Annotated in this window: 17 protein-coding genes; 10 read left to right on the top strand and 7 right to left on the bottom strand. The window is 43.9% G+C overall.

All coding sequences use genetic code 11. The features are described 5' to 3' along the window. The first annotated feature begins 45 nt into the window (after positions 1-45). Genes speB through IPL34_RS13525 form a run of 6 tightly spaced genes read left to right on the top strand, consistent with a single transcriptional unit; the run spans position 46 to position 7,582 of the window. Positions 46-999 (top strand): agmatinase, encoded by a 954-nt coding sequence (speB, locus tag IPL34_RS13550; RefSeq protein WP_296841980.1) that lies wholly within the window; start codon positions 46-48, stop codon positions 997-999. Further along, positions 992-2,605 (top strand): 5-guanidino-2-oxopentanoate decarboxylase, encoded by a 1,614-nt coding sequence (locus tag IPL34_RS13545; RefSeq protein ID WP_296841979.1) that lies wholly within the window; start codon positions 992-994, stop codon positions 2,603-2,605. The genes speB and IPL34_RS13545 overlap by 8 nt, the downstream gene beginning before the upstream one ends. Positions 2,606-2,617: 12 nt before the next feature. Further along, positions 2,618-4,078, top strand: coding sequence for an aldehyde dehydrogenase family protein (locus tag IPL34_RS13540; RefSeq protein ID WP_296841978.1), 1,461 nt, complete (start codon positions 2,618-2,620; stop codon positions 4,076-4,078). A 3-nt stretch (positions 4,079-4,081) separates the two neighbouring features. Next, positions 4,082-5,335, top strand: coding sequence for a D-amino acid dehydrogenase (locus tag IPL34_RS13535; protein ID WP_296841977.1), 1,254 nt, complete (start codon positions 4,082-4,084; stop codon positions 5,333-5,335). Between the two features lie 4 nt (positions 5,336-5,339). Next, the gene (locus IPL34_RS13530) at positions 5,340-7,199 is read left to right on the top strand and encodes an alanine racemase (RefSeq protein WP_296841976.1); all 1,860 of its coding nucleotides are present in this window, start codon (positions 5,340-5,342) and stop codon (positions 7,197-7,199) included. Between the two features lie 32 nt (positions 7,200-7,231). Continuing rightward, a complete protein-coding gene (locus IPL34_RS13525) occupies positions 7,232-7,582 on the top strand; it encodes a RidA family protein (protein ID WP_296841975.1) in 351 nt (116 codons plus the stop codon). 211 nt (positions 7,583-7,793) lie between these two features. On the opposite strand, the gene IPL34_RS13520 is transcribed toward IPL34_RS13525, so the two are convergent. Further along, positions 7,794-12,776, bottom strand: coding sequence for a caspase family protein (locus IPL34_RS13520; RefSeq protein WP_296841974.1), 4,983 nt, complete (start codon positions 12,774-12,776; stop codon positions 7,794-7,796). A 69-nt stretch (positions 12,777-12,845) separates the two neighbouring features. Between IPL34_RS13520 and IPL34_RS13515 the strand changes: the two genes are divergently transcribed. The 3 genes from IPL34_RS13515 (at position 12,846) to IPL34_RS13505 (ending at position 14,155) form a co-directional block, all read left to right on the top strand. Next, positions 12,846-13,223 (top strand): CU044_2847 family protein, encoded by a 378-nt coding sequence (locus tag IPL34_RS13515; RefSeq protein WP_296841973.1) that lies wholly within the window; start codon positions 12,846-12,848, stop codon positions 13,221-13,223. 219 nt (positions 13,224-13,442) lie between these two features. Continuing rightward, entirely contained in the window at positions 13,443-13,721 is a 279-nt protein-coding gene (locus IPL34_RS13510; protein ID WP_296841972.1) for a type II toxin-antitoxin system Phd/YefM family antitoxin, read from the top strand. Beyond that, the gene (locus IPL34_RS13505) at positions 13,718-14,155 is read left to right on the top strand and encodes a type II toxin-antitoxin system VapC family toxin (protein ID WP_296841971.1); all 438 of its coding nucleotides are present in this window, start codon (positions 13,718-13,720) and stop codon (positions 14,153-14,155) included. The genes IPL34_RS13510 and IPL34_RS13505 overlap by 4 nt, the downstream gene beginning before the upstream one ends. 82 nt (positions 14,156-14,237) lie before the next feature. Here the strand turns inward: IPL34_RS13505 and rtcR are convergent, their stop codons facing one another. From rtcR to IPL34_RS13480, 5 genes are all read right to left on the bottom strand, one after another. Beyond that, positions 14,238-15,854: an RNA repair transcriptional activator RtcR gene (rtcR, locus tag IPL34_RS13500; RefSeq protein WP_296841970.1), complete on the bottom strand. Its 1,617-nt coding sequence runs from the start codon at positions 15,852-15,854 to the stop codon at positions 14,238-14,240. A gap of 11 nt (positions 15,855-15,865) precedes the next feature. Beyond that, complete coding sequence (locus IPL34_RS13495) at positions 15,866-16,633, bottom strand: hypothetical protein (RefSeq protein ID WP_296841969.1); 768 nt, start codon at positions 16,631-16,633, stop codon at positions 15,866-15,868. Positions 16,634-16,804: 171 nt separating this feature from the next. Further along, the gene (locus IPL34_RS13490; protein WP_296841968.1) at positions 16,805-17,008 is read right to left on the bottom strand and encodes a DUF2783 domain-containing protein; all 204 of its coding nucleotides are present in this window, start codon (positions 17,006-17,008) and stop codon (positions 16,805-16,807) included. After that, a complete protein-coding gene (locus tag IPL34_RS13485) occupies positions 17,005-18,639 on the bottom strand; it encodes an FAD-dependent oxidoreductase (protein ID WP_296841967.1) in 1,635 nt (544 codons plus the stop codon). The genes IPL34_RS13490 and IPL34_RS13485 overlap by 4 nt, the downstream gene beginning before the upstream one ends. Before the next feature lie 140 nt (positions 18,640-18,779). Continuing rightward, a complete protein-coding gene (locus IPL34_RS13480) occupies positions 18,780-19,745 on the bottom strand; it encodes an MBL fold metallo-hydrolase (protein ID WP_296841966.1) in 966 nt (321 codons plus the stop codon). A gap of 217 nt (positions 19,746-19,962) precedes the next feature. On the opposite strand from IPL34_RS13480, the gene IPL34_RS13475 reads away from it, so the two are divergent. After that, entirely contained in the window at positions 19,963-20,490 is a 528-nt protein-coding gene (locus IPL34_RS13475) for a hemerythrin domain-containing protein (RefSeq protein WP_296841965.1), read from the top strand. Between the two features lie 73 nt (positions 20,491-20,563). Here IPL34_RS13475 and paaK read toward each other — a convergent pair whose 3' ends face one another. Continuing rightward, the gene (gene paaK, locus IPL34_RS13470; RefSeq protein WP_296841964.1) at positions 20,564-21,874 is read right to left on the bottom strand and encodes a phenylacetate--CoA ligase PaaK; all 1,311 of its coding nucleotides are present in this window, start codon (positions 21,872-21,874) and stop codon (positions 20,564-20,566) included. Positions 21,875-21,885 lie beyond the last annotated feature (11 nt).

The raw sequence follows: 21,885 nt of genomic DNA, 5'->3' as shown, positions 1-21,885 counted from the left end.
CATATAGATAGAAGATAGGAGCTGGGATTGATTAAGGAGAATATTGTGGCTAGTCCATTTAATCAGCCTTTAGGTGGTAATGAAATGATACGCGCAGGCGGTATTGCCACGATGATGCGCTTACCCACTGCCACCAGTTATGCAGGCATTGATATCGGTTTTATCGGTGTGCCATTTGATATAGGCACGTCGAATCGCACGGGGGCACGTTTTGGTCCACGCTCTATTCGAGCGGAATCGAGCCTATTGCGTCCATACAATATGTCAACCGGAGCCGCTCCCTTTGATTCATTGCAAGTCGCTGACTTAGGCGATTGCGCGATTAATACTTATAACCTCTTAGACTCGATTCGTTTGATTGAAGAGTTCTATGACAAAGTATTTGCTGCTGGTGTCAAGCCGATTAGCTTAGGGGGTGATCATACGATTGTATTACCCATCCTCAGAGCCTTGAATCGCAAACTTAAACAACCGGTAGCTATTGTGCACGTCGATGCTCATGCCGATGTGAATGACACCATGTATGGTGAAAAAATTGCTCACGGTACACCTTTCCGCCGTGCTATCGAGGAAGGACTGATTGATACTCATAAGATGGTGCAAATTGGTCTGCGCGGTACAGGTTATTCAGCCGAAGATTTTGATTGGTGTCGGCAACAAGGTATTCGCGTCGTGCAAGCCGAAGCATGTTGGTATCAATCACTCGCACCTTTAATGCAAGAAGTCCGCGCCCGTATCGGTGATACGCCGACTTATATCTCATTTGATATTGATGGTTTAGACCCCAGCTTCGCCCCCGGAACCGGAACACCTGAGGTGGGTGGTTTAACCATTACTCAAGGGCTAGAAATCATTCGCGGCTGTCGTGGCTTAAATCTAGTAGGTGGCGATGTCGTAGAAGTCTCGCCTGCCTATGACACTACGGGTAATACCGCCTTAGTCGGCGCGAATATGGCGTATGAAATACTCTGTGTCATGCCGGGGGTACGCTATGCCTAATGCTATCGCTAAAACCTGTGGCGAGTATTTGGTTGAACTGTTAGCAGCCTATGGGGTGGATACCGTATTTGGTATTCCGGGGGTGCATACCGTAGAACTGTATCGCGGTTTACCTAATACCCACATTACTCATATCACCCCCCGCCATGAACAGGGTGCTGGCTTTATGGCGGATGGTTATGCTCGCACCACAGGTAAAATCGCCGCTTGCTTTATTATCACTGGCCCCGGCATGACTAATATTGCCACCGCAATGGGGCAAGCCTATGCAGACTCTATCCCTATGCTGGTCATCTCGGCGGTCAATGGTCGCCATGAATTAGCTTTAGGAGCAGGTCGCCTGCACGAACTACCTTCACAGCGTAATTTATTAGCCGGAGTGAGTGCCTTTAGCCATACTCTATTGCGTCCTGATGAATTGAATGAAGTCATGGCAAGAGCTTTTGCTATCTTTAATTCTGCACGCCCACGTCCGGTGCATATTGAATTACCTCTCGATGTGATTACTGCCTCCGCTGCCCATTTAAAGCTACCCATAATCACTAAAAGCTCACGCCCTGCCCCTAGTCCTGACGCTATTCAACAAGCAGCTCAATTATTAGCACAAGCGCAAAATCCGCTACTCCTCTTTGGAGGAGGCGCAGCACAGGCTGCATCCGCTGCACAAGCACTCACTGAGCGCTTGGGCGCATTGACCGTTACTACTATTAATGGCAAAGGTATTTTACCTCCGGCGCATCCTTTATTGCTGGGTAGTACCCTACCCCAACCTCCGGTATTGGATTTATTGCGCGATGCGGATGTGGTATTAGCCGTTGGTACTGAGTTGGGTGAAACCGATACTTTGCTCTTTGATAGTAAACCGGACATCACAGGACAACTCATTCGTATTGATCTTGATCCTGAGCAATTGTATCGCAATGCTGCTCCCACTCTAGCTATCACCTCGGATGCTAGATTAGCGTTAGAAGCATTAAATATAGCGCTAGCAGATCATCAGCCACTTACTCATACTGCCACGCAAGCGCAACAGTTACGTGAGCAACTACAAAGCTTATTAAGCCCCACGCAACAGGTACATCAGCGTGTGATTGCCCAGATGCGAGCCGTCAAACCTGAAACAATTATCGTCGGTGATCAAAATCAACCCGTTTATACGGGTAATCTCACCGATGAACCCGACACTACCCATGCGTGGTTTAACTCTAGTACCGGATATGGCACTTTGGGTTATGCCCTACCTGCTGCAATTGGCGCCAAAATTGCTCATCCTGATTGCCCTGTTTTGAGTCTCATTGGTGATGGTGGCTTTCAATTCACCTTACCCGAACTCGCCACTGCGGTAGAACAAGGTTTGGCTTTGCCGATTGTGGTTTGGAATAACCAATGTTATGGCGAAATTAAACGCTATATGCAAGATCGTGATATTCCTACCATTGGTGTAGATATCTATACCCCAGACTTACTGACTATTGCACGCGGCTATGGCTGTTATGCCGTTAGAGCCGAGAGCCTAAGCGATCTACAAGCACAATTAGAGCTTGCTTATCAAGCCGATAAACCTACCCTAATTGAAATTAATGAAGCACAAGCGCTGCATTGGTAGGAGAGAAAAACTATGCATAACCCACTACTAGAGCGCCCTTTGAGTTTATATAGCAATGGTGAATTCATCGCCGGTGAAGGCGAAGAGATTGTGGTCTATGACCCGTCTAGCGCCACCCCCATTACCACACTCAAAGCCGCAAGCACCACACAAGTTGAACAAGCCATAGCAGCAGCCAATAACGCTTTTCCCGCATGGCGTGAATTAGGTGGCTATCAACGCGCTGAGTACCTAAGCAATATTGCACAAGCCCTAGAGAAAAGACGTGAACATTTGATCGATGTGCAAATGCGCAATAATGGCAAGCCACGGTTTGAAGCCGATATTGATGTTTCAGACGCTATAGCCACGTTTAACTATTATGCTGAACAAGCGGAGCAATTAGAGGCTAAGCAAAATAAACCTTTTGATCTACCCGATCCTAGCTATCAAGGTCAAACACGCCTTGAACCTGTCGGTGCAGTCGGCATGATTGTGCCGTGGAATTTTCCTCTCGTTACCAGTGCGTGGAAAATTGCCCCCGCTCTCGCAGCAGGCTGCACTATTGTGCTAAAAACTTCGGAATATACCCCGTTAGCTGAGCTGGTCTATGCCGATATTGCTCAAGCTATTGGCTTACCTCAAGGTGTACTAAATATCCTCACCGGAGCTGCTGCTACAGGTATTGCTATTACCCAAAGCAAAAAACTGGCTAAGTTATCCTTTACGGGTAGCAATATGATTGGCTCGCGGGTGATGCAAAGTGCCGCGCAACGTTGCCAACCCATATCACTAGAACTAGGCGGTAAATCAGCGATTGTAGTATTCAAAGATGCGCCCGTTGAGTCAGCGGTAGAGCAAATTATTGCCGGTATTTTCTTTAATTGCGGGCAAATGTGCTCGGCTACCTCACGCCTTTTAGTAGAGCGTAGTTTCGCCCATGAATTAATCCCTTCCTTAGTCGAGCGTACTCGTAACCTCAAAGTAGGCTCACCCTTTACTGAGGGGGTGGAAATGGGACCACTCAGTAACTTACCTCAATATCAAAAAGTCACGGGACTACTCAAACAAGCACAACAAGATGGCTTAGAGTGCTTAGCGGGTGGAGAGGTCGCGGAAGATCAGACCGGCTGGTTTGTACCACCCACGATTTATGATCATATTGAGCGCAATCACCCTTTTTGGCGTGAAGAAATTTTTGGTCCGGTGTTGGTCGTCACCTATTTTGATACTGAGGAGGAAGCGATTGAACTCGCTAATGACTCCGATTATGGCTTGGTTGCCACGGTCATTAGCGCTGACTTAGCACGCGCACAACGAGTCGCTAATCAAATTTGGGCGGGACACATTTGGATTAATTCACCACAAGTTATTTTCCCACAAACCGCATGGGGAGGGTTTAAGGCGAGTGGTATTGGGCGTGAATTAGGGCCTTGGGGCTTATCCGCCTATCTCGGCGTTAAACATATTAGTGTCTATGATACGCGAGGATAAGTTATGAAAGTCATCGTTCTAGGGGCAGGTGTGGTAGGCGTTGCCACCGCTTATCATTTGGCACAAGCGGGTTGTGAAGTCGTAGTAATTGATCGCCAAGCGGCGGCCGCTTCAGAAACCAGTTATGGCAATGCGGGATTAATCACACCAGGTGATTCATTCGCTTGGGCTTCACCGGCGGCATTGAAAACTTTTATCAATTCACTGTTTAATCCCGATCTAGGGATAAAAGTGAAACTGCGCTGGGATCCACGCTTTTTTGCTTGGACTTTGCGTTTTCTAACTGAGTGCACTAAGCAAAAATCGCAAAACAATACGCTTAAAAAATTGCGTCTTGCCGTCTATGCGCGTGAACAAATGCAGCAGATCGCAGAGCATACTCATATCGATTTCAACCGTACCCAGCAAGGTGTGCTGTACTTCTATCGCTCTGAGCAAACGCTAGCGCATGGTGTGGAGCATATGCAGTTTATGGCAGATCAAGGCCTACCGATTGAGGTATTAGATCGCCAGCAGATTGTAGCCTTAGATCCGGGCTTTAAAGGTTCAGCTGATAAAATTGCAGGCGGCATTTTATGTACCATTGATCAAACTGGCGACTCCTGTCGCTTTAGTCGTGAATTAGCGGCTTGGTCTACTAAACATCAAAAGGTGCAATTTAATTGGCAGACCACTATTCAAAATTTTGAAACTCAAAACGATAAAGTAACCGCCGTGATTACCGATCACGGACGCTTTATTGCTGATGCGTTTATTATGACAGCAGGCTGTGATAGCCCCTTATTACTGGAAAAAATAGGCGTTAAATTGCCGCTTTATCCAGTGAAAGGTTATTCCATTACCGCCCCCATTCTTGACCCCGAACAAGCTCCGACTATTGGTGGGGTAGATGATGATCGTTTGATTGCCTATTCACGTTTAGGGGACAGATTGCGTGTCGCCTGCACCGCTGAATTTGCAGGTTATGATCGTAGCTATAAACCCGCTGATTTCCGTGCCTTACTCGCCACGATTAAAGAGCTATTCCCGCAGGGTGCTGATTATGACAAGGCTGAGTATTGGGCAGGATTGCGCCCGATGATGCCTAGCTCTGTTCCTGTCTTAGGGCGTACACGACGCTTTAGTAATTTATTACTCAATACTGGGCATGGACATGTGGGTTGGACTATGAGTTGTGGTAGCGGCAAAGTAGTCACTGATCTATTGCTGCAACGCAAGCCTGACATTGATACCAGTGGCTTAATTTTCCAAGGATAAGATTATGTTAGGCCCACAAGTCATTGTTGATCTGGATATTATTGAAGCCAATGCGCGTGCTGTGACTCAAACCTGTGCTGCACAAGGTATTGAAGTATTTGGTGTGACCAAAGGCACTTGCGGTATGCCTCAGGTGGCGCGTGCTATGTTACGCGGCGGGGTAAAGGGGATTGGTGAATCACGCTTTGAGAATATTCGCCGCCTCCGTGCTGCGGGTATTAATTGCCCGATGTTATTGCTGCGTAGCCCTCCTTTAGCCTTAGCCGATGAGGTCGTGCGTTATGTGGATATTAGCCTGAATTCTGAATTACCTATTATTCAAGCCTTATCTGAGGCAGCTTTGCGGCGCGGTAAAGTACATGATGTGATTCTCATGGTGGATTTAGGTGATTTGCGCGAAGGCATTTGGCCGGATGATCTCAATACTACGGTTGAGCTAGTACTCAAATTGAGTGGGGTGCGGATTGCCGGATTGGGTACTAATCTGCTCTGCCTCTCGGCGGTTAAACCCACACGTACTAATTTAGGCAAACTCTCTGACTATGCCCAACAAGTCGAACAGCGCTTTGGCATTAAACTACGCTATGTATCTGGCGGTAACTCTGGTTCTTTACCTTTGCTCTTAGAGGAAGGTTTACCTGCTGGCATTAATCATTTACGCGTGGGAGAGGCTATTTTACAAGGCGGGCGCGATACCTTTTATGATGAACCTTGGGAGCCATTGAATCGCAATGCGTTTGTGCTGCAAGGTGAATTATTAGAAGTCAAACGTAAGCCCTCTTTGCCGATTGGTGAGACAGCGGTGGATGCCTTTGGCAATACTCCGGTATTTGTCGATCGCGGGGAGCGCTTGCGGGGGATTTTGAATATTGGGCGTGAAGATGTTTCACCCGAGCATTTAATGCCTATTGATCCGCATGTTGAACTCATTGGGGCTTCGAGTGATCATCTGATTCTAGATCTTGAAGCGGTCAATCCTCCCTTGCAAGTGGGTGAAACGGTGTCGTTCCATATGAGCTACCCTGCTCTCCTTGCCGCTATGACCTCAGAATATGTGCGTAAAACCCCCATCTCTGTTCAAGGTAAAGCACAAGCCGCGCAAGAACGTCTCTTGGCACAGCTTATTGAGCCTGAGCTAGTCAATGCACTAAGTGCAATAGACATCAGTGCTAAGCTAGCGGCTTTGCACTTTGATACACCACCCCAGACTTTTCACTGCGCCAGCTCTGAACAAGCCAATCAAGCGGTGAGCAAGGCTTTAAAGGTCAATGCGTTTCCTTTAGTCGTGAGTCCCGATACTTTACACACCCTTGCGGCTCTGCAAGCGGTCACTCAACATATCGATAGTATGGGACTCATTTGGATTGCAGCAGAAGCCGCTTATGAACCGCTTCATGCAGTGAGTCCGCATAGCATGCTCTACCATGCCATGCAAAGTGAACAGGCAGAAGTTAGGCTTACTCCGCAATTAAGCCCCGAAAATATAGTCATTATTGGACTCCGTAATACCACCCCCGATGAAGCCGCAGCGCTGAATCAATCGGGTATTAAGGTGTTTACTATGTCTGATATTGATGTATTGGGTATGCATGAGGTGATCAATCGTGCGATTCGTATTGCCAGCAGTGGTACTCAAGGGGTATGGCTACATTATAGCCCTACTGCCACCGATATTCGTGGTGATCGAGGTGAGGGTGAAGGCGGTATTACTTTTCGTGAAACCCATCAGGCGATGGAAAGCATTGCGCAATCAGCCTCTTTACTCGGTATTAGTGTGAGCCATCTAAAAGCGGATGATAGCCCACAGCGGGTACGTACTGTTTTACATTTTATCTTATCTGCTTTAGGGCAACAGATTATTTAATTGTTTCTGATAACTTAGGAAAAAATATAACTATGATCAAACGTTTACACAGTGGCGCTCGTATGAGCCAAATCGTGATTCACAATCAAGTCGTTCATTTAGCAGGTCAAGTGGATGAAACTGCGAAAGGCGGCCCTGCTGATGAGCAAACTCGTAATATTCTTAGTCAAATCGATGCTTTATTGGCTGAAGCAGGTACGAACAAGTCTAAGCTACTCACGGCTACGATTTATATGACGAATATGAATGATTTTGGTCTGATGAATAAGGCATGGGAAGCATGGGTTGATCCTACGAATCCTCCTACGCGTGCGACTGTGGGTGTGAGTGCATTGGCGGGTGATGAGTTTACGGTAGAGATTGTGGTGTCTGCTGCATTGTAAGGCCGAAATTGTTTTGGCAGGATGTGATGAGAAGCATCCTGCTAAAAGTAGGTTGTTTATTCTTGGAGCTTAACTGCATTTATACCTCACAAGACTGGGTAGCTAGCAGAGTACTGAGATGGAATACGATGCTTAAATTTACTCGAAAAACTGGTATTGTCATCTAAACTTACTAGGAAACGAGCTAAAGCACGGATAACTCTATTGTTTATTAAGGACGCTTGGCTTCACAAGCCTGTTTGTCTTCCTGCCTTTTATAAGCACATTGTGCCTCTAAAAACCGCACTACCTGCCCTAGCTTAGTTTCATCTGAGTGAGGGGCATCCAATAAAGGGCGCAGTTTGCGGGTTTCTTCATTAAAGCTAATATGATATCCCATCTGTGGATATAAAGCATAAGGAAGAGGATTATGTTTATACTCTAGTCCTTCTAACTCCATCTCCCAAAGAAAACGTAAGACTTCTAATACTGCGGCAGGATCAAAGTCGTATATAAGCCGAAACGAAGGACTAGTCATATCCCACGCTTCTATGACTCGATTAAAATCAAGACCTTCGCTACTTATGATTATCTTATTGTCTGGACTATAACTTAGCAGACCAGCAGTAATTATTTTTCCTTGTAGGGTATACAAAGCAATACCTCTTTCAGAATCCCATACCTTTATTGTTTTATCCGATGATGAGGAGAAAATTGCTTTTCCATCAGGACTGAAAAGTATATCTCGTATGGCTTCAGTGTGTCCCTGTAAGGTTTTTAGCAACTCTCCTGTATGAGCATTCCATAACTTTATTATACCGTCATCAGAACCCGAAGCAATTATTGTACCATCCGCTCTCCAAACTACCGCTGTGACATAACCATTATAGCCATGACGCAAAGACATTTTATCCTTTCCACCCATATTATTGTCAGTTAAACGTATTACATTCGGGTCTATATATTTATTAACATAAGCAAGAGTTATACTATTAGGACTGCTTGCGCTGATGTCTGTATAATGCTCATTTTTTCGAACTATATCTTTATATTTTTCTATATTGGCCTCATAACTCTTTTCGCTTAAACTTATATTTAACCATATTAAGCCTTTTAATGAAGCACCCACCATGTTTTTGCCGTCAGGACTATATGCTAAACCAAATAAGCTTTCATCGACAAAATAATTTTGTACTAGATTTGCATTAGTTGTATCCCATGACTTAACCTCTCCACCAGCAAAGCTTGCGGTTACTCTTTTACCATTCGGACTGTATATTAAATTACGTATGCTACTCTTTAAACCAAAATCTAAGACTTTGAGTAGAGTGGCTTTTTTAAAATCCCACAATTCGATGTTTTTTGATGTAGCAATAGCAATTGTTGAGCTATCTGGGCTGAAAGCAAAAAAATTATTACTAACATGTAAAGATGTATAGTTTTTAATTTCGATAGGTCCCGCGATTATATTAGACTCTATGTTCCATATCTGTACTCCTTTCTCATCAAAAGAACTTAAAGCTATAAACTTGTTGTCCGGACTAAACATAATTGAATTAATATAAAGCTTTGTATTTATTTCATTTATAATTTTTCCACTATTTATGTCCCACAAAAATATACTACTTAATTTCCCAATTGCAATCATACGGCGATCTGGACTGAAAGCTACTGGTGGAAAAGAACCAATATAGATTGATCTTGATCGAGGGATTTCCAAAGTTCTAAATATTTTTTTTGTTTCCGCATCAAATAACTGTAATGTTCCATCAAATAACTGATGTAAGGTTACTTTACCATCTAAGCTATATCCTATAGGTAGGTTAATAAGGTTACTAGAAAACTGAATTGAGTCTAATATATCACCTGTAGCCGCGTCCCAACTTTGAATAGTCGAACCATTACTCGAAAATATCTTTTTTCCATCACTACTGTATACGAGCATATGACTTAAAAACCCGTTACTTAGCGATTGGTTTTGATGATAATAGAGACCATCCGAAGATAAAGTCCATTCATAAATAACTTTATTACTATCTTGAGCAATGATTGTTTTCCCATCGGGGCTACATGCTAACGCATGAACAGGTTGCTGATTGTTTATAATTTTCTTGTGCAGTTTTGTAGTCTCGCTTAGTAAATATATTGAACCATCCTTTGAACCGATAATAAAGCTATTTTTATTAAAAACTATAGAGGTTACTTCAGTTATATCCTTTATATCTTTTAGCAGAACTCCTTTCTCAAAATCCCAAATTTGCAAACCTCCATAACCAAAAATGATAGCATTATTCCCAGAACCATAAACTAAAATACTAGCTGAGATATTATTCAGGGTTCTAATACTCTCACCACTTTCCACATCCCATATTTTTACTGTATTATTACTGAAAGAGGATGCCATGATTTTACCACTTAAGTTATAAGCTAATGCCTCTATTTTCCTATCGACATTTAGTTTTTTTATAAGTTTGCCATTAGTAGAACTCCACAGATTGACAGTACTAGAAAAATAATTATCTTCATTAAATAAAGATGTAATTATTTTTCCATCTGGACTATATATTATTTCACTAGCTGATAAATCATTTAAATATATAGTCCCAATATTTTTATCATTTTTTAAATCCCAAAGTCTTATTTCATTAGAATTTGCTATGGCTATTGTTTTTCCATCTGGATTATAGGCTAACGTTTTTATGTCAGGCAGATAACCTCCTATTGTTTTTATAAAGTTACCAGATATCGAATCCCATAACATTACTGTGTCATTAGCAGATGCGGCTATTGTTTTTCCATCAGGACTATATGTTAGAATAGAATCAATCTGGTGAGTCGATATTTTTTTAAGCTCAATCAGTAAATCTTGCTCATTTATAGCAGCTAGTCTACTAGATAAATCTGGATGTAATATGGCATTTTCTTTTTGTGATAAATTCTTTAGTGCCTCAAGCGCATAAAGCCAAGCTTGCCGTATAAGAATAGGATCTTTTTCTTCTTGCCACTTATTGAGAGTTAATAAAGATTTTTCTTCAAAAACTTTTGCTAAATTATAACTTGCTTCTAATGTTTTCTTCTCAGCCTCTTGCCGTCTCTCCTCAGCTTTATTCGCTTGCCATAGTGTCGCCAATACTCCTACCAGTAACACCCCAATGAATACAGTCACCGCCCCTAACTGCCATTGTTTGCGCCGTTTAGCATCAGCTTGACTCGCAGCAATAAATGCCCGCTCATGCTTCCCAATCAGTAAAGAATCAGAATTTCTATCAATGATCTGCTGGGCTTCCGCTAACCGTCTTTCCCGCAACAAACTACCACTAACCTTATTCTTCCATGCGGCAATACTGTCTTCCAAACGCAACCGCCAGCTTTTAATCTCCCTATTCGTTTCTAACCAACCCCGCAACCGCTGCCAATCTCGAATCAAAGCCTCATGCGCTACTGTCACCGTAGCTAACCCCTGATTATCCTGATCTTGAATCAACAAACGCTCCTGCGTAACCAGTTGAGCTAACAACTGATCTAATGCCTCCACATAGTCAGGCTGACGCTGATGAAGCTCTTGCAAAGTTACAGTACGGCGTATGTCCTCTTGTCCATTTCCCACCAACTCCACCATCAACCATTCCATTAAGCGCTGTTGTTGTGGCTCAAGTTGCTGATAAAACGCATCGGCTTTTTCATTCAATACCCCGCGCAACCCACCACCCTGTTGTCCACCTAGACTCTGGTACATAGATAGCGTTAATTCGCGGCAGCCTTGTTGCCGTGCAGTTTGCCAAAGCTTTTCCAACACATACTGCAATAAGGGCAAACTGCCTTTTTCATGTAGAATTTGATCAACCAACTCATCTTCTAATGCCTGCTCACAACGCATACCCACCAATGCTAACGGACGAGTAATCACCTCGCGCAACTCACTCGCACTAAGTGCAATTAAGAACAGCGCATCCTGTTGTAAACGCTGCCCCAAACCCGAATAAATCTGCTCAGTACAATGCCCCAAAAAATCGGAACGTAAGGTCAAAACTATATGCAGAGCATTGTCACCCTTTACAGCTTCCAGCAAACAGGCAAAAAATGCAGTGCGATCCATCTCACTCCGGCACTCTGTAAACACCTCCTCAAATTGATCAATCACCAACAGGAACTGCTTACCTTCCCCTACTACTTGCCCTAGTTCTCGTTCTAAATCAACACTGTTAGCTATAGACCCCATCGTTTTATCTGGAAAACTACGTACTAGAACATCACGCAAACTTTGCAAAGGCTGAGCTGCGGGACGCATAACCACAATTTGCCAATCATCTTTAACTAATTGTGGCAATAAACCCGCTAATACCAACGAAGACTTACCACTACCTGATGCACCCAATAACGGTACAAAACGACTACTACTCAACCGATCCAACAACTGTTGAACCATAGCATCACGTCCAAAAAAGAAGGATTGGTCGGTAGCTTGGAAAGTGAGTAAACCTTTATAGGGAGGATAGTCAGGTGGGTAAGGGGAACGAATAGCTACTTCACCCTGCCACTGGGTTAAGGTAAAAGGTTGATTGCCCCAGCGACATAACACTTGTTGCGGCAAATTTTTACGTTCTGCCTCAATAGTTTGAATAAAATCTAGTACACGAATTTCTTGTCTTGTTTCGGGGGTGGGAATGAGTGCTCTACACAATAAATCCGTTAGTAAACTGTGTCCGCCCTTAGCTAATGCTTCACCTTGAGCGTGTGAAGCTGCTACCACACAAAAACCCTTATCCCCTAACTCAGCAAACTCTAAAATTTCACCACTGTAACAACAATCCAACCAAATACAGATATTTTGAATAGAGCTGCTCTTAGCAAGATTGGCAAGCCACGATAAAGCGACTGCTAAACGCTCATCACTAGCAGAGAGATAGACCACTTGCCCGCGATCTGATACCCCATGACCTGAAAAATAGATAACGGCCAATTCCACTTCATCAGTAGTAGAAGGATTAAAGAGCTCTTTGATACGCTCTAATAGTTCGGTAGCATAAACAAATCCAGAGCTATCAACACCCTGCGTCCCTAAAGGCAAAGTTTGTAACGAATCAAAATCACCGTATTGATATAATACGTCATAAATAGTTTGAGCATCGGTTACAGGTGCAACAAGGTTAGCTAGTCCAGTACGAGAATTATTATATTGACTCACACCAATAATGAGGGCAATACGGCGGGGCATGGGGTTTCTCCGTGACAGCAGATTTATTTATGATAGTATGAAAAGCACTCAATACCAAAGGTAAAATCTATGGCAACTTTAAAAGCGGTGGAATTAGAAAATGGGCAATGGGTTTATGTACAAGTTAATGAGCATGTTCATTTTGCTGATATTCCCTCCTCTACAAATTCTGAGGTAACGCGTGGTGGAGGCTATGAAAGAAAGGGCGGTGACTCCTCATCTAATTTAGCTCACAAAGCAGTAGATAAATTAGGCGATATTATTCGAGCCATGTCTGATACTGCGGCTCAAGCCTTAAAAAATTCGCCTTTAGGCAATGTTGAAAAGGTTACGTTAGAATTTGGCGTGACTTTAGGTGGAGAAATGGGTATTCCATATATTACCAGCGGTAAAGCTGAAGGCGCTGTCAATGTGACAGTAGAATTTGCCCCGAAAAAAGAACAGTAGCCACAAACTTTTAATCAACTTACCCGCCTAGTGTAAGCTAAACGGGCTTATACATGTCGCTAGTTGTAAAAGTTTAATTTAACCTGAAATCTGATTTTTGCAGAGTAAACAAAAAGAGAATGAAGGGGATTGAAGAAAGCATCCTCTCATTTTTTATAGTGCAAACACCTTAATCTGTGTCTACAATAGAAAAATGTAGCTACAAATGAGATGACTGTTATGCACGTTGCTGTCCGTGAACTTAAAAACCGCTTTTCTGAATACCTGAAATATGCTCAAGCAGGTGAAGAAATCATTGTCACCACTCACGGCAATCCGGTAGCACGTTTGACTCGGCTAGCCCCCAACTTGCAGCTTCGTACTTCACAACCACTGGATAAACTAGCATGGGTAAGGCGTGGGCAAAGTGGCAAAAAACTAGGCTTACCTGCCGCACAGCGTATCCGCTTAACCGAAGGCGTGTCGTTAAGTGACTTACTGCTGGAAGACCGTTTATGAGCATCCCCCTACTCTATCTCGATACTTCCGCATGGTTGAAATTGTATGTGGAAGAGGACGGTTCAGAAACAGTCCATGCAGCGGTTGAACAAGCAGAACAGACTTGCACCCACCTAATTGCTTACGCTGAATTACGTGCAGCTTTGGCAAAAGCGCAGCGTATGCAACGTCTAGATGCCCCCCAAAAAGCCCAACTATTACCCATTATCGATAATGATTGGCAAACCTTGAATGTGATTTTGCCCACTGAAATGCTAGTCAAACGGGCGGGCAATCTGGCTGATCAGTTTGGTTTGCGGGGTTACGACAGCATTCATTTGGCAGCGGCAGAAGCGATTAGTCTGCAAATCATGCCACAACCCTTGGTATTTGCCTGTTTTGACAAGCATTTAAATAAAGCAGCCAAAATCTTGGGTATGACCGTTTTGAACTAGGATTCATAAGCTTTGTACTAGCTTAAAACTAATTAACAGCCAGACAAAAAATCATCACTCTCTAGCCTGCTGTCTATATATATCAATCACGATTCCTATCACACACCTGCTCAAACGTCAAACCAAAGCGCTGCAAATAAGCCCTTACCCGATGCGAATCATTCGAGCTGGTTTTTTGGGTACGGCTCACTTGAAATAGAGTGCGACCTGCTTCCGCTAAGGTTTTGCATTGCCTACAGACTTTGATCACTGCCGCCAATTGCACCCGATCAAACACATCAATTTGCTCTAAAGCCTCGCCGTCTAACACCTGCAATAATAAAGCCGTATCCGCTGAGTCAGTACGTTGCGCTTGATAGCCACTCCAATCCGAGCGTAAACGCGCAATCTCGCCTTGTACAATATCCTCGTTAATCCGCCCCCCACTCGCCAGTGTAGCCATGCGCGTAATACTAGAATTTAAATCACGAAAATTAGCCTGCCATAAGGCTTCAAGCGAATGGGCAAAATTTAAATACTTTTCACGAGCCGCCTGATTAAAGCTGACCTTATATCCCATCTTATAAGTGAATTGCTGCAATTCATGTTCAATATTCGGCTCTAAATCCTCAATGCGCTCCTTAAGCGAAGGTAAGGTATAACTCCACAGATTGATCCGCGCTAATAAGTCTTCACGAAATAGACCCTGCTTCACGCGCTCGACTAAGTGGCGATTCGTGCCCGCAATCAATTGAAAATCGCTACTAACCTCACGATCACTCCCCAAAGGCATAAAGGTTTTATCTTCAATGGCACGTAATAGCATCGCCTGCTCATCTAAACCCAACTCGCCAATCTCATCTAAAAACAACAAACCCTTATGTGCCTCACGCAATAAGCCGAGTCGCTCGTGTACAGCTCCGGTATAAGCCCCTTTCACATGCCCAAACAGCGCCGACATTGCATTATCACCGCGCAGAGTTGCACAATTGACCTCGACTAAACGCCCCGATAATTGTCCCCGTTGCTTTTTTAGCTCATAAATACGTTTAGCGAGTTGTGATTTTCCCGCCCCTGTCGCACCCGTGATTAATATGGGTGCAGTGGATTTAATTGATACCTGCTCAATCTGTGAAATCAGCGCATTGAAATCAGCATTGCGCGTGGCGATACCGCTTTTTAAATAGGCAATCGCTTCTTGTGCTTCACGCTCAAAGCGCATAGCAATTTGATCATAGCGCGTGAGATTCAGATCGATAATAAAGCAATTGCCTTGTGGGTGATTGCGTTGCTCGCCTTGAGGTGAAGTTTGCAGCAATTGCCCCGGAATAAAATTCGCCTCGACTAATAAGAATAGGCAAATCTGCGCCACATGTGTCCCGGTAGTGATATGCACTAAATAGCGTTCACGCTCAGGGTCAAACTCATATTCACGAGTAAAACCATGCAGTTGCTCATACACCTGCCCAAAATCCCAAGGATCATCATAATTGACCGCATAGCCTATTGCCTCAATGCCCGGACGTAATTCGCGCATATCGGCTAAAGTAAGTTCCGCTAGTTGGCGCTCATTGGGATGATAGAGCAGTAAAAACTTATCTACCGGAAATTGATCTTGGAGCAAAATAGAAATAGACGGACGCCAGCGATTCCAGCGTCGCTGCCCTAAGCCCTGATGATCCAAACGTGAACCTAAAATCCCAATGACGACTGTTTTCATGGTTATTTATTTTACTTAGCAGCGTGTGCGGCTTCTTTAACTAATTTGGATTGGTTATAGCCATCAATGAGCATTTCAGTGGCGTATTGCTCCAAGAAGGCTCGATGACCTACTTGCTCAATCTTAGCGACATAACCTAATAAATGCGCGAGCAACTGTTGATTATTCGCATATTGCGGGCGCATTAATAAGGCATAACCCATCGCTCGACCTGTTTCTCGTGCAGTATTGGATTTAAATAATACAGCCATACTACCCAATAAATCATTGGGTACAGGCATATTATCTGTTACCACTACTCTTACCTTATAAGCATTTTTGACACCCACCTTAGCCGCTAAATTTTTTTCTGCTGCGGTTAAAGGACGCCCCTGAGGTAACAGTACTTGCTCCATCCCCATATACCACTCAGTGGCAGGCTTGAGATAGCGCCCCACCATAAAGCTCACCAGCATACTATTATCTTGTTTATCGCCTTTGAGTGCTTTACCCGTCATAACTTGCTTAGCTAAGCATTGCACAATTTGATCCGAGCGCTGCGCATTAGCTTTGTCAGCTTCAGCAGGTTTGACTGTTTTGCACCAACTAACTTGGTCTAAATAGCCTTTATTCCATAGCGCCCCACTCAAGCCACAGCTAGCACTTTTATTGGTATCCACTTGGGTAGACGCTTCGAGCGCGTATTTTTCGCAAAAGCTTAAAGGCTCGGTATTAGCGGCCCACGTAGTGGTAGTAGTTAGGGTGAGAAAGGTTGCAACAAGAGGAAAAATGCCCTTCATTGAATGAATCTCCTAATAGAGGTCAAAGTACTCGGCATGAGATATAAATATTTTATCATGTATGCGTTATTCATAGACTAAAGCGCTCATGAATACCAGCTTTTGATATTTGACCTATCGAGAAAGAACATGCAAAACAAGGAGATTAATATTAGATTTAACTTATTACGGTTAATGACCCTCATTAACTTGTGCTGCAATTCTAATCGCCTCCACTAATACCTTTTGATCACCAATATGATTAGCCAACAATAAAATCAAACGAGCATTCATACGTTGACTCAGTTCATCGTCACCTGCACGGTGCATATCCGCCAAGGCTGCATAAAAAGCGTCAGGATCGGTAAAATGGGGGGTTAAGATTAATTGATTCATACTAACTCCTTACCTAGTGCTCGTGCCATAGCTTGTTTGACCGCAGCCACTGACCACTGGCGCCAACGGGCTGCAACATGCTGATCAGGGCGAATTAAATAGGCAGTATTGGGCTGTAGCTCATAGCGCTCACGTACTTTGCCCTCCACATCTTGTATATCACGATCCAGCACTAGCACAGTTAAATCCTGCTCTTGAGCTAATTCAGTTATAGCGGCCTCATTGACTTCGCGCCCATCAACCAGTAAAACAAACCGATCCCCTAGTTGGCGCAATAACCAAGCAGATTTACCGCCCTGCACAATCGGTGCGTCCTTACATACTAAACCCGGACGTTGCTTAGGTCCAAAACCATCTTGAATCTGGTCTGGCGTATTAAGCACTGAACCATCATAGACACAAGGCACAGACAAGCGTCCACTATTGACCAAAGGGCGAGCAAAAGGATAATGCTCCGCTAATTCTAAAACAGTATCGCGGAACAGGCGGGTCATACGATTTTTAGGAGTGATAAAGTCAGTAGCACGACTGGAGTTGAGTATATTTTCATCTGCACCGTGACTGCGTTCTTGATCATAGGTGGTTAATAGAGCTTGCGGGGCTTGACCTTTTAGTACGCGAACGAGTTTCCACACTAGATTTTCCGCTGCTTGCAATGCACCATTCGCACCACGCGCACCAAAGGGAGACACCTGATGGGCGGCATCTCCTACGAATAAAATACGCTGTTCATGAATAAACGACTCCATACGCCGACAACGAAAGCTATACACACTCAGCCATTCAAATTCAAACTCAATATCAGCACCTAACATCGCTTGAATTAGCGGACGTACCTTTTCAGGCTGCTTCCATGCGTGCCGATCAGCACCCGCTCCTAATTGAAAATCAATGCGCCAACAACCATCGGGTTGTTTATGGAGTAATACGGATTGTCCGGGATGAAATGGTGGATCAAACCAAAACCAACGCTCGGTAGGAAAATCAGCCTTCATTAAAATATCGGCAATCAGAAAAGTATCATTAAATACTTGCCCCGTTGAAGGTAGACCTAAGCTCTCTCGAATCGGACTATTCGCACCATCCGCGACTAATACATAGTCGCAGGTCATAGTATATTGACCCTCTGGCGTTTGTACCGTAATGATGACGTGCTCACCTTGGCGGCGTACTTGCGTTACCTTACTTTGCCAACGCAAATCAATGGCAGGCGTTTTTTGAATGCGATTAACTAAATATTCCTCAGGATAATACTGCTGAATATTCACAAAGGCGGGGCGTTCATGACCATCTTCTGGCAATAGATTAAATTCATATACTTGGCGGTCATGAAAAAACACCTTGCCTAGTTGCCAAGTGACGCCCTTATCGACCACTGGCTGCCCACACTCGACACGATCTAATATTTCTAAAGTACGCTTAGAAAAGCATAGTGCACGCGAACCAAAACTAACCGTATTGTCCTCATCCAATACCACCGTCGGAATACCTTGCTTGGCAAAGTCTAGGGCACAGTACAAGCCCGTGGGACCACCTCCTACAATAATCACCGGATGGTGAGCAGGAGGCTGTGCATCTTGATCGGGGCTATGCCGAAATTCATACACAGGATTTTTATACGTTGTGACCATGAATCTCTCCTCCAGCTCATCCATTTTAGGTTAGAGTGCAACGCGCTTAGTAGCAAAGTGATCGAGTATTTCTAAGTATGGCAACAAGGATGTGTTGATAGAGCCTAAAAAAGCAACACGCGACTACTTTTAGTATTGACTTAATGCTTGGCTATTACTTGTTGCAGGGAATGCCACATTTCAGTATCGCGCTGTGCTGTCCATATGCGTGGATGCTGATACTCTCCTGCCTCGTCATAACAGCGAGTAATATCAAACGGTAAACAATGCTCAAAGATCACCCAATGACCAAATTGCGGCTTGAGTAACTCATAGGTATTGGCATAAGTAGCCGCTAAATCCATGCCAGCAGCACGGCATTTTTTGACATTACCATACATTTGATTCAGGAAATCACGAGTTCCTTCAATAGCCGCTAAACATTGCTCAGGGGTTTGCAGAGCGTCCCCTCGTCCGGGCACTAATTTTTCAGGCTTTAGTGCTGCTAATTTATCTAAAGTACTGGGCCATTCCTCATGGTAAGCATCACCCGTATAAGGTGTAGCTCCATACTCTACTTGATCACCGGAAAAGAGGATTTTCTCTTTGGGAAGCCATACCACGGTATCGCCCTTAGTATGCCCTTTACCAAGGTGCATAATTTTAACTTCACGCTTGCCCATGAAAACCGTAAGTTCACGTTCAAAAACAATAGTGGGCCATGTTAAACTGGGTACTGAAGACACATCGGCAAATAAGCGCGGAAAACGCCCTAATTCAGATTCAAAGTCTTGTTGACCGCGCTCGACAATTAGATCGTAGGTATTACGGCTAGCATAGATATTTTCAGGTTGATAAGCCGACGCACCTAATACCCGTACCGCATGATAATGCGATAAGACAACATGCTTAATAGGTAAATCAGTCACCTCACGAATGCGGCGAATCACATCAGCGGCCATAGTAGGGGTTGCTTGGGTATCGACTACCATAACGGAATCATCGCCAATAATAATGCCAGTATTAGGATCACCTTCAGCGGTATAGGCATAGACGCCTTCATCTAAACGTGCAAAGGTCACTTGCTTTTGCTCTAAATCTGCCACTGAAGCAAACTGCTTTTCCATTATCTATCCTCCTAGACCGACAAACTAATTTTGATCAAAACCAGTTTAGTTTCGCTAAAAATTATTTACAAGCACAAAACTTTATTTTTAAAACCCGCGCTCATCAGCATGCTTACACTAGCAAACAATTTGATTCAAGTAGATACATTTCCACATAAAAAATGTATCATTTAAATCACTCACTTAAAAAATACTACTTTTATCTAGGAGTACGCTTATGAGCTCGGTAGAAACCAATCCGCTTAATGAGTTTTCTGGTTGCCATAGCGGTATCATTAAACATCTACAATTATTAGCTGACTTACCTAAACACCTAGCTGATGTCAGCAAAACCCAACAAGAGGCGCAAAAAATTATCAACTTCTTCCATCAGGTTGTTTTAGAACATCATAAAGAAGAAGAGGAGGAATTATTCGAGGCCGTGCGAGCACCCTTAAAAGCAGAACCCCAACAAGCACAACGGATTAAGGAACAAGCGCAACGCCTTACTCAAGAACACCGCCACCTAGAGCAGTTATGGTCGCAATTAGAGCCTGCCTTAAAAAAACTCGCTAAAGGCAAAACCACTGCTTTAGATCAAGGCTTAATTGAGCAATTAACTCAAAGCTATTTCAAACATGCTGAGTTTGAAGAAAACGAATTTTTACCGCTAGCGGCTCAAGTCTTAGATGGCAACGGTCTATCTGCACTCGGTTTGTCCTTGCATATGCGTCACCAAGATACGCAATACCGCGCTTATATTTAAACAGCCATCTCAGTAAAAAAAGAGCCGTTACAAAACGAACTGAACCTACGGCTCTAAACACTGCTGTTTAAACCTAACTCTGCTTACGATGATCAATAACACGCTGCGCCTTGCCCTGTGAGCGGGCAATCGAGCCTTCATCTTTAATCACCACTTTAGTACTGACACCAATCATCACTTTAATATGGTGCTGTAACTCTTTAGCTGCTGCGCTACGTGCAGGTCTATCCACTTTATTGCTACGAACCTCAACATTCACCATTAAATGATCTAAATGACCTTCTCTGGTAATTTCAATTAGATAGTGTGGGGATAAATCAGCAACTTTGAGAATTTGCTCTTCAATCTGAGACGGAAACACATTCACGCCACGAATAATCATCATGTCATCACTGCGCCCCGTTACCTTAGCCATACGCCGCATTACACAAGCACTACCGGGTAATAGGGTTGTGAGGTCACGAGTGCGATAACGAATCACTGGCATAGCCTCTTTTACTAATGAGGTAAACACTAATTCACCCTCTACCCCATCCGCTAAAGGCTCTAGTGTATTCGGATCGATAATTTCAGGATAAAAACTATCTTCCCAAATCGTAGGACCATCTTTGGTTATACCAAATTCTTGCGCTACTCCCGGTCCCATTACCTCAGAAAGACCATAAATATCGACGGCACTAATCCCCATGCGCTGTTCAATTTCTTGACGCATGGCATTAGTCCATGGCTCCGCACCAAAAATACCAATGCGCAGCGAGCTTTGTGCAGGATCTAAGCCTTGACGTTCAAACTCATCCGCAATATTGAGGCAATAGGAAGGAGTCACCATAATAATATCGGGCTTAAAGTCCTGAATAAGCTGCACTTGCTTTTCCGTTTGACCACCCGACATAGGAATCACGGTACAACCTAAACGTTCAGCCCCATAATGCGCCCCCAAGCCTCCGGTAAATAGCCCATAACCATAGGCGACATGAACCTTATCTCCGGCTTTACCACCTGCTGCCCAAATAGAACGCGCGACCATATCCGCCCAACGCGAAATATCGCCCTGCGTATAACCTACTACAGTTGGCTTACCTGTCGTACCGCTAGACGCATGAATACGCGCTACTCGCTCCATCGGCACAGCAAAGGTATTAAAAGGATAGTTTTCACGCAGATCTTGTTTGGTGGTATAAGGGAATTTTCTTAAATCACTTAATTCTTTTAAATCATCAGGATGTACGCCAGCCGCATCAAACTTCTTGCGGTACATGGGTGAGTTTTGATACGCGTGATTTAATGTCCACTTTAGGCGTTTAAGCTGTAAGGCTTGTAACTCGTCTCGGCTAGCTTGTTCTACAGAAGATAACCCACCCTCTGGAAATAACTCAGTGCTCATGCCTCTCCTCC

The organism is Thiofilum sp. (assembly GCF_016711335.1).
Lineage (GTDB): Bacteria > Pseudomonadota > Gammaproteobacteria > Thiotrichales > Thiotrichaceae > Thiofilum.
Note: the sequence above shows the minus strand (reverse complement) of the source record. Positions and strands in the feature narration are given on the sequence as shown.

Coding starts and splice junctions, on each gene's coding strand:
- IPL34_RS13545 (WP_296841979.1), top strand. CDS start 992: ATGCCTAATGCTATCGCTAAAACCTGTGGCGAGTATTTGGTTGAACTG.
- paaK (WP_296841964.1), bottom strand. CDS start 21,874: ATGAGCACTGAGTTATTTCCAGAGGGTGGGTTATCTTCTGTAGAACAA.
- IPL34_RS13525 (WP_296841975.1), top strand. CDS start 7,232: ATGATCAAACGTTTACACAGTGGCGCTCGTATGAGCCAAATCGTGATT.
- rtcR (WP_296841970.1), bottom strand. CDS start 15,854: ATGAAAACAGTCGTCATTGGGATTTTAGGTTCACGTTTGGATCATCAG.
- IPL34_RS13540 (WP_296841978.1), top strand. CDS start 2,618: ATGCATAACCCACTACTAGAGCGCCCTTTGAGTTTATATAGCAATGGT.
- IPL34_RS13515 (WP_296841973.1), top strand. CDS start 12,846: ATGGCAACTTTAAAAGCGGTGGAATTAGAAAATGGGCAATGGGTTTAT.
- IPL34_RS13475 (WP_296841965.1), top strand. CDS start 19,963: ATGAGCTCGGTAGAAACCAATCCGCTTAATGAGTTTTCTGGTTGCCAT.
- IPL34_RS13490 (WP_296841968.1), bottom strand. CDS start 17,008: ATGAATCAATTAATCTTAACCCCCCATTTTACCGATCCTGACGCTTTT.
- IPL34_RS13505 (WP_296841971.1), top strand. CDS start 13,718: ATGAGCATCCCCCTACTCTATCTCGATACTTCCGCATGGTTGAAATTG.
- IPL34_RS13520 (WP_296841974.1), bottom strand. CDS start 12,776: ATGCCCCGCCGTATTGCCCTCATTATTGGTGTGAGTCAATATAATAAT.
- IPL34_RS13480 (WP_296841966.1), bottom strand. CDS start 19,745: ATGGAAAAGCAGTTTGCTTCAGTGGCAGATTTAGAGCAAAAGCAAGTG.
- IPL34_RS13535 (WP_296841977.1), top strand. CDS start 4,082: ATGAAAGTCATCGTTCTAGGGGCAGGTGTGGTAGGCGTTGCCACCGCT.
- IPL34_RS13495 (WP_296841969.1), bottom strand. CDS start 16,633: ATGAAGGGCATTTTTCCTCTTGTTGCAACCTTTCTCACCCTAACTACT.
- IPL34_RS13530 (WP_296841976.1), top strand. CDS start 5,340: ATGTTAGGCCCACAAGTCATTGTTGATCTGGATATTATTGAAGCCAAT.
- IPL34_RS13510 (WP_296841972.1), top strand. CDS start 13,443: ATGCACGTTGCTGTCCGTGAACTTAAAAACCGCTTTTCTGAATACCTG.
- IPL34_RS13485 (WP_296841967.1), bottom strand. CDS start 18,639: ATGGTCACAACGTATAAAAATCCTGTGTATGAATTTCGGCATAGCCCC.